At 67.3% G+C, this 11,140-nt stretch carries 12 protein-coding genes; 7 read left to right on the plus strand and 5 right to left on the minus strand.

Annotated features, from left to right (window positions below; translation table 11 throughout):
• Window positions 1-2: 2 nt before the first annotated feature.
• On the minus strand, window positions 3-1,136 hold the full coding sequence (locus IE122_RS06160; protein WP_189620202.1) for an NAD(P) transhydrogenase subunit alpha: 1,134 nt from the start codon (window positions 1,134-1,136) through the stop codon (window positions 3-5).
• Window positions 1,137-1,144: 8 nt separating this feature from the next.
• Window positions 1,145-1,270: an aa3-type cytochrome c oxidase subunit IV gene (locus IE122_RS06165; RefSeq protein ID WP_189620203.1), complete on the minus strand. Its 126-nt coding sequence runs from the start codon at window positions 1,268-1,270 to the stop codon at window positions 1,145-1,147.
• A 258-nt stretch (window positions 1,271-1,528) separates the two neighbouring features.
• On the opposite strand from IE122_RS06165, the gene IE122_RS06170 reads away from it, so the two are divergent.
• Window positions 1,529-2,953 carry a sigma-54-dependent transcriptional regulator gene (locus IE122_RS06170; RefSeq protein ID WP_189620204.1) on the plus strand — a complete coding sequence of 475 codons (1,425 nt, stop codon included), beginning with the start codon at window positions 1,529-1,531 and terminating at the stop codon, window positions 2,951-2,953.
• A gap of 11 nt (window positions 2,954-2,964) precedes the next feature.
• Here the strand turns inward: IE122_RS06170 and folP are convergent, their stop codons facing one another.
• From folP to rnhB, 3 genes are all read right to left on the minus strand, one after another.
• On the minus strand, window positions 2,965-4,074 hold the full coding sequence (gene folP, locus IE122_RS06175; protein WP_189620205.1) for a dihydropteroate synthase: 1,110 nt from the start codon (window positions 4,072-4,074) through the stop codon (window positions 2,965-2,967).
• Window positions 4,075-4,286: 212 nt separating this feature from the next.
• On the minus strand, window positions 4,287-5,420 hold the full coding sequence (locus IE122_RS06180; protein ID WP_189620206.1) for a site-specific DNA-methyltransferase: 1,134 nt from the start codon (window positions 5,418-5,420) through the stop codon (window positions 4,287-4,289).
• A gap of 213 nt (window positions 5,421-5,633) precedes the next feature.
• Complete coding sequence (gene rnhB / locus IE122_RS06185) at window positions 5,634-6,263, minus strand: ribonuclease HII (protein ID WP_189620207.1); 630 nt, start codon at window positions 6,261-6,263, stop codon at window positions 5,634-5,636.
• Here rnhB and IE122_RS06190 point away from each other — a divergent pair.
• The 6 genes from IE122_RS06190 (at window position 6,262) to IE122_RS06215 (ending at window position 11,019) form a co-directional block, all read left to right on the plus strand.
• On the plus strand, window positions 6,262-7,416 hold the full coding sequence (locus IE122_RS06190; RefSeq protein WP_189620208.1) for a PQQ-dependent sugar dehydrogenase: 1,155 nt from the start codon (window positions 6,262-6,264) through the stop codon (window positions 7,414-7,416). The two genes, rnhB and IE122_RS06190, sit on opposite strands and share 2 nt — an antisense overlap.
• Before the next feature lie 39 nt (window positions 7,417-7,455).
• Window positions 7,456-7,992, plus strand: coding sequence for a GNAT family N-acetyltransferase (locus IE122_RS06195; RefSeq protein WP_189620209.1), 537 nt, complete (start codon window positions 7,456-7,458; stop codon window positions 7,990-7,992).
• Between the two features lie 73 nt (window positions 7,993-8,065).
• Window positions 8,066-8,611: a DUF1285 domain-containing protein gene (locus IE122_RS06200; RefSeq protein WP_189620210.1), complete on the plus strand. Its 546-nt coding sequence runs from the start codon at window positions 8,066-8,068 to the stop codon at window positions 8,609-8,611.
• Window positions 8,608-9,201: a CoA pyrophosphatase gene (locus IE122_RS06205; protein ID WP_189620211.1), complete on the plus strand. Its 594-nt coding sequence runs from the start codon at window positions 8,608-8,610 to the stop codon at window positions 9,199-9,201. Before IE122_RS06200 ends, IE122_RS06205 begins: the two co-directional genes overlap by 4 nt.
• A complete protein-coding gene (locus tag IE122_RS06210; RefSeq protein WP_189620212.1) occupies window positions 9,194-10,366 on the plus strand; it encodes a CCA tRNA nucleotidyltransferase in 1,173 nt (390 codons plus the stop codon). The genes IE122_RS06205 and IE122_RS06210 overlap by 8 nt, the downstream gene beginning before the upstream one ends.
• Window positions 10,363-11,019 (plus strand): retropepsin-like aspartic protease family protein, encoded by a 657-nt coding sequence (locus IE122_RS06215; RefSeq protein WP_189620213.1) that lies wholly within the window; start codon window positions 10,363-10,365, stop codon window positions 11,017-11,019. Before IE122_RS06210 ends, IE122_RS06215 begins: the two co-directional genes overlap by 4 nt.
• Window positions 11,020-11,140: the final 121 nt, after the last annotated feature.

Consider the following 11,140-nt stretch of genomic DNA (forward strand, 5'->3'; position numbering starts at 1 on the left):
CCTCACTGTGCGAGCCTCGCGTTCACCATTTGCCCGCCCTTGGTCAGGCGGATGGCGTCACCGATTTCCTCGTCGAGCACCGGCTTGCCCGCTTCCTTGTCCCAGAAGGCCGAAAGGAAGTTGAACAGGTTGCGGCTGAACAGCGCCGAGGCGTCTGCCGGCAGCAGCGCGGGCGTGTTCGAATAGCCGACGATCTTGACCCCGTGGCGCACCACGATCTGGTCCGCCACGCAGCCTTCGACATTGCCGCCCTGCGGCGCGGCCAGATCGAAGATCACGCTGCCCGGCTTCATCGTCGCGATCTGCGCGTCCGTGATGAGGCGCGGCGCGGCGCGGCCTGGGATGAGCGCGGTGGTGATGACGATGTCCTGCTTGGCGATGTGGCTGGACACCAGTTCGGCCTGGGCCTTCTGGTATTCCTCGCTCATTTCGGTGGCATAGCCCCCCGAACCTTCGCCTTCGATGCCGGCCACGTTCTCCACGAAGATCGGCTTGGCGCCGAGCGACTGGATCTGTTCCTTGGTGGCGGAACGCACGTCAGTGGCCGAAACCTGCGCACCGAGGCGGCGCGCGGTGGCAATGGCCTGCAAACCGGCAACGCCGACGCCCATGATGAAGGCCTTGGCAGCGCTGACGGTGCCGGCGGCGGTCATCATCATCGGGAAAGCGCGGCCATAGTGGCCCGCCGCTTCGATGACGGCCTTGTAGCCCGCCAGGTTCGACTGGCTGGAGAGGATGTCCATCGACTGCGCGCGGGTGATGCGCGGCATGAATTCCATCGCCAGCGCTTCCAGCCCGGCGGCGGCATACGCATCGATCCGCGCCCGCTGGCCGAACGGATCAAGCCCGGCGACGATCCACGCCCCCGGCTTCACCCCGCCCAACAGCGCCGGATCGGGGCCCTGCACGCCGAACACGATATCGGCACCGGCCAGCACGCTATCCAGCGGGCCGACCTCGGCCCCGGCGGCGGCATAGTCCGCATCCGAAACCGACGCGTTAAGGCCAGCGCCCGTTTCGACAGCGACGGTTGCCCCCAGGGCGGTCAGCTTCTTGACGGTTTCCGGCGATGCCGAAACCCGCGTCTCTCCCGTCGCGCGTTCCTTGAGAACCGCGATCTTTTGCCGTTCGGCCATCTTTTTGATTAGCCGGAGATCAGAACGACGACGAACGCCGTCACCAGGATCACGAACCCGGTGCCCCAGGTAGCGGCCTTAATGAACGACGCATAAGTTGCGGCATGCGCCTTCATGTCGTTTCCTGCTGCCATGTCGTCAAATTCCCCTCATGTTGAAACCGGCTCACGGCCTCTAGCCTCATGGTAGCCACGGCTCAAGCGCTGATGGCACGAAACCGGTAAGCTCAATTACGGCTCTACGCAATTTGCACCCGTTTTTGTCAGACGGCCTTGTTCAAATTGCCGTCCCCATGCGGCGTGCTGTTTTCCGGATCAGCCTTAAGTCGGTCTTTACCGGTCTTGTCCTAAAACGGGATTTCGATCCGAGGAGCCTGGGACAACCGCACGCATATGACGGAAAGCGATACCCGCCTGCTGATGCTCATCGACGATGAGCCGGCCCAGAGCCGCCTCATCTCTGCGCTTGCCGCGCGCGAAGGCTGGCGCACGCTGATCGTGCGCGATGCCGAAACGGCAATCGCCACGCTGGGCACCCGCCAGGGCATGCAGCTTTCCGCCATCGTGCTGGACCAGTGGGTTCCGGGAGACGACGCCTGCTCGCTGATCGCCGAGCTGAAATCACGGCGACCTGCGTTGCCGATCCTGATGCTGACCGCCAGCACGTCGCCGCTGCTGGCGGTCGAGGCGATGCGTGCCGGTGCGACCGATTATCTCGTCAAACCCATCGCACCGGATCGGCTGATGCACGCGCTGCGCGCCGCCACCACGCGCGAGACCCCGCGCGACGAGCTGGCCCCGCTGACCGAGAAGATGCTGCTCAACCCCGATTTCGAATCGATGATCGGGGCCGCCACGAATTTCCGCAAGGCTCTGGCCGTGGCCGCCAAGGTGGCGCGCGGACATGGCGCGGTGCTGATCGAGGGCGAGACCGGAACCGGCAAGGAAATGCTGATCCGGGCCGTCCACGCCTCCAGCCCGCGCAGCAAGCTGCCGCTGCGGATTGTCAATATCGGCGGGCTGTCGGCCAACTCGATCGAATCGGTGCTGTTCGGGCATGAAAAAGGCGCGTTCCCCGGCGCATTCGACCGGCAGATCGGGGCCCTGCAGCACTGCGATGGGGCAACTCTGGCGCTGGACGAGATCGACCGGATGCCGCTGCCGGTGCAGGAACGCCTGCTCGAATCGATGCGCCGCGCCGATGTGCGCCCGATCGGCGCACGGCACAGCTTCCGCGTCGATGTACGCATCCTCTCGGCCAGCAACATCCCGCTCGCCCAGCTCGTCGAGAACGGCGATTTCCTGCCCGAGCTTTACGAGTTGCTCAGCGCGACCCGCATTGCCCTGCCGCCCTTGCGCGAACGGACGGGCGACATCCCCGCCCTCACCCGCTTCTTCCTTGCCCGTATCGGCGAACAGCCGGGCCTGCGCGAACTGGGCATCACCGACGGCGCGCTGTCGCTGCTGGCGGCCTATGACTGGCCGGGCAACGTGCGCCAGCTTCAGGCTGTGCTGTTCCGCGCCGCCGTGTTCTGTGATGGCGACGCGCTGACTTCGGAAGATTTCCCGCAATTGCTCAACATCCTGGGCAGCGGCCCGTCGAATGTTGCGGGGAACCCGGTGCAGGAAAGCGCCGGGGTGGTCCTCTATACCGCCGATGGCAACTTGCGCCCGCTGGAAGATATCGAGGCCGACGTGATCCGCCTCGCCATCGGCCTCTACCGGGGCCGCATGACCGAAGTCGCGCGCCGGCTCGGCATCGGCCGCTCCACGCTGTACCGCAAGCTGACCGAACTGGGCATCGACAACGCGGCCTGAGGGCCAGCGCTTCAGGGCAGTTGCGAAAAGTCCGTCAGTGCTGCGTCAACGAGCCCGCGCCACACGCGCAGGGCCTGCACGGTTTCGGGCACGTCATGCACCCGCAGCAGGTGGGCCCCCGCTTCCATCGCCTTCACCGCCAGCGTGATCGACCCCGCCAGCCGCTGGTGCGCGGGCGCTTCGGCCGATAGCGCGCCGATCATCCGCTTGCGGCTCACGCCGACCAGCAATGGCTGGCCCAGGGCGTGGAACAGCGGCAGCGCATTGATGAGGGCCAGGTTTTCCGCCACCGTCTTGCCGAACCCGATGCCCGGATCGAGGATCACGTTGTGCGCCGCCACGCCCGCCGCCAGCGCGGCATCGCGGCGATCGGCCAGCCAGTCGAACACATCCAGCACGACATCCCCGTAAGTGCCGTTGGAGTGAAGATCATCGCCCTTGCCAGGCGCGTGCATCAGCACCACCGGCGCGCCCGACGCGGCGGCAAGTTCCAGGCTGCGCGGATCATAACGCAGGGCCGAGACGTCATTGATGATATGCGCGCCGGCACCGAGCGCGGCCTCGATCACCGCCGGGCGGCGGGTATCGACGCTGATCGCCGCGCCCATCGCCGCCAGCCGCTCGATCATCGGCACCACGCGCTTGAGTTCATCACCTTCCCACACCGCCGCCGCGCCGGGCCGCGTCGATTCGCCGCCCACATCGAGGATCGCCGCCCCGGCCTCCAGCATCGCGGAGGCGTGATCGGCCGCCACTTGCGCGTCATCGAGGAACTGGCCGCCGTCGGAAAAACTGTCAGGCGTCATGTTGAGGATGCCCATGATCTGCGGCTGATCGAGCCGGATCGTGCGATCGCCGCAAGTCAGCGGGGCGTGGACCTTGCGCAAGTTCGCCCACTGGCTTTCGCCCATGGCCCCAAGATCGGCAGGCAGCGCCGCGAGCGCCGCAGCCATCTCTCCGGCACTAACCCGGTCTCGCGACACGATCCGGCCACCCTCGCGCATGATCACCGCGAACCGGCTGGCCCACACCATCGCCCCGCCCAGCCGCACCGCCTCGCACTCCTCGCTCTGCGGGCTGAGGGCAAGGGCGATCGGGTGGATGTAGAGCTTGCGGGTCATGCGGATGGCCTTTTCACCCGGTGTTTGGACGGATCAAAAAATGGGATCACGCGGAGACGCGGAGGCGCAGAGATTTCGCGCTTCAGGCACAGCCGGCATGACCTTCAGGATCGCGTGTTACTCTCGTTCGAAATGAAATGCTCGCCTGCGGCGCAGCCCGACATCTCTGCGCCTCCGCGTCTCCGCGTGCTTCCGATAATCCCTTCTGAAAATCACGGTTCCGTGGCCAGCAGGTAAAGCTGGCGGATCGCGTCGAGCGGCTTGCGTTCGCCTTCGTGCACCAGATGCCAGAACGTCCAGCCGTTGCACGAAGGCGCGCCTTGCAGATCCTTACCGACGCCGTGGATCGATCCGGTCAGCGTGCCCGCAGCCAGCGAGCCATCGGCGCGCACGGTGGCGGCGTGGCGGCCCTTGCGATCGGTCAGTTCGGTGCCCGGCGCGATCCAGCCGGTTTCGACGAGCGTCCCGAACGCTACCTTGGGCGCGGCCCGTTTGCTCTGCATCGTCGAAAGCGCGCTTTCATCGAGCGGCAGCGCCATTTCGATGCGCTCCATCGCCGCTTCGCGATAGACGCTCTCGCGCTCGCACCCGATCCAGTCACGGCCCAGCCGCTTGGCCACCGCCCCGGTTGTGCCGGTACCGAAGAACGGATCGAGCACCACATCGCCCTTGTTTGTGGTCGCCAGCATCACCCGATAGAGCAGCGCTTCAGGCTTCTGGGTCGGGTGGACCTTGTGCCCATCCTTGCGCAGTCGTTCGGGCCCGCCGCAGATCGGCAGCACCCAGTCGGACCGCATCTGCAATTCGTCGTTCAGCGTTTTCATGGCGCGATAGTTGAAGGTGTACTTCGCCTTTTCCCCCATGCTGGCCCAGATCAGCGTCTCGTGCGCGTTGGTAAAGCGGGTGCCCTTGAAGTTGGGCATCGGGTTGGCCTTGCGCCACACGATATCGTTGAGCAGCCAGAACCCCATGTCTTGCATGATCGCGCCGACGCGGAAGATGTTGTGGTACGATCCGATCACCCAGATCGAGCCTTCCGGCTTCAGCACCCGGCGCGCTTCTGCCAGCCAGTCGCGGGTAAAAGCATCGTATGTGGCGAAGCTGGCGAACTTGTCCCACTCGTCCGTCACGGCATCGACATGGCTGCCGTCGGGACGTGCCAGATCACCGCCAAGCTGAAGGTTATAAGGCGGATCGGCGAAGACCATATCGACCGAGGCATCGGGAATGGTGCGCATCGCTTCGATGCAATCGCCGGGGATGATCCGCCCCAGCGGCAGCAGTTCGCGGGGCGTCGGCGCAGGCGCGCGGGCACGCATCCGTTCCTTGGTGAGTATCTGCCCCATTGACCGTTCCCTTGCGCGACAAACCTGTGGAAAGCGCGCAAGATGAGTCATCCCGGACTCCGCGTCAACCCGCGACTCGCCGGAAATGCTTGCGATTCAGACCTGTGATGGCGCGGAACAAAACGAATCCGACGCTATATCTTGAGCCGCCCGGCCGCGCCGGACTCAATATATGGTGGGGTGCGATCGCCTGGCAGCCCCCGCAAAAAACGATCAAAGCGCCAGAGCGAGCTGCGCCACGGGCGCGAAACTGCGGCGGTGGTGGGCGGTGGGGCCATGCCGACGCAGCGCCGCCAGATGCTCGGCCGTGCCGTATCCGGCGTTGCGCTCCCAGCCGTAATGCGGATGGGCCAGCGCCAGTTCGCGCATCATCCGGTCCCGGTGTTCCTTGGCGACGACCGAGGCGGCCGATATGCTCGGCTCCAGCGCGTCGCCGCCGACGATCGCCCGTGCCGGCCAGCGCCATTCCGCGCAGCGGCCGTGCGGCGTCATGTTGCCGTCGATCAGCACACCGCCCGGCTCCTCGCCCAGTTCGGCACAGAGCGCGGCGACGGCGCGGGTCATCGCCAGCATGGTCGCCCCGAAGATGTTGAGCCGGTCGATCTCATCGACATCGACCACGCCCACCGCCCAGCGGCACCGCCGGTGGATGACCGCTTCAAGTTCGGCGCGGCGGCGCGCGCTCAGCTTCTTGGAATCGTCGAGCCCGGACGGGCGGGGCTTGCACAGCACCACCGCGCCCGCCACAACCGGCCCGGCCAGCGGGCCACGCCCGGCTTCGTCCACGCCGATGACGACGCCGTGCGCGAACTCAAACCGGGTTGCGGGCGTTAGACGGGTCATGACCTTGAACAAGCTCCTTGCAGTGCTATCGCCGCTCGCTGTCCTGACCGCAAGCTGCGGCCCCGCCGCGAGCGGGGAAAACGCCGGGGACCGGCCGTTCACGGTGCGGGCCATCGGCCGGTTCGACCACCCCTGGGCCATCGCCATCGATGCCCCCACCGGCATCGCCCTGGTGACCGAGCAGCCGGGAAAACTGGTCCTGCGCCTGCCCGATGGCCGCACCGCCCCGGTCCCCGGCACGCCGAGAGTCGATTACGGCGGACAGGGCGGGCTGGGCGATGTGATCTTCGCGCCGCAGGGCGGCACTGCCGGGCCGACACTGGACGGGCGGGTCATCTACCTGAGCTGGGCCGAAGCCGGTGCCGGCGACAAGCGCGGTGCCGCAGTCGGGCGCGGCAAGCTGGCCTGCACCGGGCCGCTTTCCTGCCGGATCGACACTCTGAGCGTTATCTGGCGGCAAGTGCCGAAGGTATCGGGGCGGGGGCACTATTCGCACCGGCTGGCGTTCTCGCCCGATGGCCGGTTCCTGTTCGTCTCTTCGGGCGAACGGCAGAAGTTCACGCCGGCGCAAGCGCTGGACACCAATCTCGGCAAGATCGTGCGCCTGCTGCCCGATGGCACCGCCGCGCCGGGCAATCCTTTCGCGGACCGTCCGGCCCCGGCCAACCAGATCTGGTCCTACGGCCACCGCAACGTGCTGGGGCTGGCGTTCGATGCGGCGGGGCAGTTGTGGGGGCTGGAACACGGCCCGGCCGGCGGCGATGAACTGAACCGGATAGAGCCGGGGAAGAACTACGGCTGGCCGCTGGTTTCCGGCGGCGACAACTATGACGGCCCCCCCATCCCGCGCCACCCGACCCGCCCGGACCTCGCCGCCCCGGCGCTGGAGTGGAACCCGGTCATCGCGCCAGGCGACATGATGATCTATTCCGGCACCCGCTTCCTGGCCTGGCGCGGGCAGATGCTGATCGCCGGGCTCAAGACCCAGGCAATGATCCGCGTCAGCCTGCACGGCACCACCGCGCGAGAAGAAGCCCGCTATCCCTTCCCCAATCGCCTGCGCGATATCATTGAAGCACCCGATGGCGCGATCTGGCTGCTCGAAGACGGGCCCGATGCCCGGCTGCTGCGGCTGACCCCGGCGGCGAATTGAATCGACAAATCCGCCGCCCGCCCCTATCGGGCGCGCGCCATGTCGCCCGCACAACACCAGACCGCCCAAGCCGCCATCATCCCGCTCGATAACGTCGATCCGGCCATGGTCGAGAATTTGCTGGACCGCGCTTTCGAGCCGGAACGGCACCGCCGCACCGCCTACAAGGTGCGCGAAGGGATGGACTGGTTGCCCGCGCTGTCATTCGCCGCGCTCGACAGCGCCGATCTGCTGGTCGGCACGATTCAGTGCTGGCCGGTCGCGCTGACCGACGAGGAAGGGCGTGCCCATCCGATGATCATGGTTGGTCCGGTGGCGGTGCTGCCGGAGCGGCAGAACGAGGGTTTCGGCCAGGCGCTGATGTCGGCCAGCCTCTCCTGCATCGACGATCGCGCGCCGCTGCCGCAAGTGCTGATCGGCGATCCCGAATACTACGGGCGGTTCTGGGGTTTCTCCAACGAAGGCACCGGCGGCTGGTCTCTGCCCGGCCCGTTCGAACAGCACCGCCTGCTGGTCCGCTGCGCCAATCGCGCGGTGCTGCCGGCGGCGGGCGTGCTGGGCCCCTGGCTGCGCTGAACGCGGCAGGTTGAACGCTACCAGGCGTCGCCGGAGCTTGGCGAAGCCTGCGCGATCTGGCATCGCGAACCCGATGCCCTACGAACCGCCTCCCGAGCTTGCCGCGCTGTCGCTGGCGGACGTTGCGGCGCTTGTCGCAACCCGCAAGCTGCCGCCCGTCGATCAATGGTCGCCTCAGGAAACCGGCGACAGCCACATGCGCATCGCCGCAGACGGGCGCTGGTATCATGAAGGCGGCGAGATCACCCGCCCGGCGATGGTGCGGGCGTTTTCCTCGCTGCTGATGCGCGACGAGGCCGGCCAGCACTGGCTGGTCACCCCCACCCAGCGGCTGTCGATCGTGGTGGACGATGCCGCGTTCATCGCGGTCGATTGCACGCGGCAGGACGGCGCGCTGCTGTTTCGCCTCAGCACCGACGATCTGCTCATCGCCGGCCCCGATCATCCGCTGCATGCTGAGGGCGATCGCGATACCCCCGCGCTCTATATCGCCGTGCGCCACGGCACCCGGGCCCGGCTCAACCGCAGCACGTATGCCCAGCTCGCCGAAATCGCACTGGAGGATGGCGAGTTGACCGTTTCCAGCCAGGGCACGACCTTTTCCCTGATCCCCGAATGAGCGCGCTGTTCGACCGCATATCCGCCAGACTGACGCAGGGCCATGCACGCACCGATGTGCCGCTGCACCGCGATCCCCGCGCGCTCATATCCGAGGATTTCAAGCCCGCTGCGGTGCTGGTAGCGCTGACCGAGCGCGAGGAGCCGGGGGTGCTGCTGCTCCACCGCCCGTCGACGATGCGCGCTCATCCGGGACAAGTGGCGCTTCCCGGCGGGCGCATCGATGCCGATGAAACCCCGATCGACGCCGCTCTGCGCGAGGCGCACGAGGAACTCGGCATCGCCCCCGCGCTGGTGCGGGTGATCGGCCAGACCGACCGCTATGCCACCGGCAGCGGCTATGACATCACCCCGGTGATCGGCGTGATCCCGCCCGATCTTGCCATCAGCCCGAATCCGACCGAGGTGGCGCAGTGGTTCGAAGCGCCACTCGCGTTCGTGCTCGATCCCGCGAACCACCATCTCAAGACGTCTGAATGGGAAGGCCGCAAGGTCGATTACTTCGAGATCCAGTGGCGCGAACATCGTATCTGGGGTGTGACCGCAGGGGTACTGCGCAATCTGTCGCTGCGGCTGGGCTGCCATGGCTGACCGGCTCGACAGCGACTGGCTGCAGCGCGAGGACCTCCTTGCGCTGGTGGATGCGCTGGGCGCTGATGCGGTGCGCTATGTCGGCGGGGCGGTACGCGACAGCCTGCTGGACCTGCCCGTCAAGGACATCGACATGGCGACCCGGCTTTCACCGCAGGTCGTGACTGACCGCCTGGCGGCGGCCGGTCTGCGCGCGGTCCCTACCGGGATCGAGCATGGCACGGTCACCGCCGTCCTGCCCGGCGGCCCGGTCGAGATCACCACCTTGCGTCATGACGTCAGCACCGACGGCCGCCGCGCCACGGTGGCCTTCACTGATGACTGGCGCGAAGATGCAGCGCGGCGCGATTTCACAATCAACGCGCTCTATGCCGATCCGCTGACCGGCGAACTGTTCGACTGGTTCGACGGCCTCGCCGATCTGGCGGCGCGGCGCGTGCGCTTCATCGGCGATGCCCGCCAGCGCATCCGCGAGGATCACTTGCGCATCCTGCGCTATTTCCGCTTCCAGGCCCGGTTCGGCTCGCTCCCGGCCGATGCCGAGGCCGAATCCGCCTGCGCCGACTTGGCCGCCACGCTCAAGGGTCTGTCGCGCGAACGGGTGGGGATGGAGACGATCAATCTCCTCGCCCTGCCCGATCCCGCGCCCACGACGGCGCGCATGGCGGAATTGGGGGTTCTGGCGGTCGTCCTGCCCGAAGCGGATGTGACCGGCCTTGCCGCGCTGGTTGCCGCCGAGCAGCGCCAAGGGATCGCGCCTGACCCGATCCGTCGGCTGGCGGCGCTGCTGCCCGCCGATCCCGCGCTCGCCGAACAGGTCGCCAGCCGCTTTCGCCTGTCGTCCGCCCAGAAGAAGCGCCTGTCGCAGGCCGCCGCGCGCGATGCGGATGCAGGCGATCCACGCGCGCTGGCCTATCGCCTCGGCCGCGAGGGGGCGCTGGACCGGCTGCTGCTGGCCGGGGCCGATACGCGAGCCCTCGATGGCTGGGACATCCCCGTCCTGCCGATCAAGGGCGGGGACATCGTCGCGCGCGGCGTCGGTGCCGGTCCCGAAGTCGCCCGCGTCCTGCGCGCGGTGGAGCGTCGCTGGATCGACGAGGGGTTCCCCGATGCCGCGCGGGTCACGCACCTGCTCGACAGCGAACTGGCGGATCGTCCGGCGTGAATGCCGGCGAACTGGGCCGGTTCCTGTTCGACCAGCCGCTGCTGGCGCTGACTATCGGCGCGATCCTGCTGGCAGTGATGGGACTGCGGATCGACAGCGCCGCGCCCCGGCTTGGCGGCATCGTGCGCGGCACCGGCTATATCGGCATGGTCGCGGCGCTGCTGCTGACGGTCGCCGGGCTTGCCGGCCACAACCGCCGTTCCGAAGCCGCTCTCTGGCTCGACAGCGCCAAGCCGGCGGGGGTCGAGGGGAACCGCACCGTCATCCCCATGCGGGTGGACGGCCACTTCTGGGTCCTGGCGACGATCAACGGCGAACAGGTCGATTTCCTGATCGATACCGGAGCAACCTATACCGGCGTTTCGTCCGCCGTCGCCCGCAAGGCCGGGCTGGTCCCCGACGACGACAATCGCGGCGTCGTCCTCGAAACCGCCAACGGCCCGATCGCCGCGCGCATGGCAACCGCGGCCTCGATCAAGCTGGGCGGTATCGACGCGCGCGGGCTGGAGGTCGCCATTGCCCCCGAACAGGCGGGCGAGGTCAACGTCATCGGCATGAACTTCCTCTCCCGCCTTGCCGGATGGCGCGTGGAAGGCGAGAAGCTGATCCTGGAGCCGAAGGCTGCGGATCGTGAGGACGGGGGCAGAAAATAGTCAGGTGTTGGTACCCAAAATCGCAATAAGCCCACCACGACGAAATGTGTTTTCGTCACCCCGGACTTGATCCGGGTGTGGATTCACATCCGAAGTGCAACGGGTTGAAAGTTTCGGCTGG

It is taken from the genome of Novosphingobium colocasiae, from assembly GCF_014652555.1.
Classification (GTDB): domain Bacteria; phylum Pseudomonadota; class Alphaproteobacteria; order Sphingomonadales; family Sphingomonadaceae; genus Novosphingobium; species Novosphingobium colocasiae.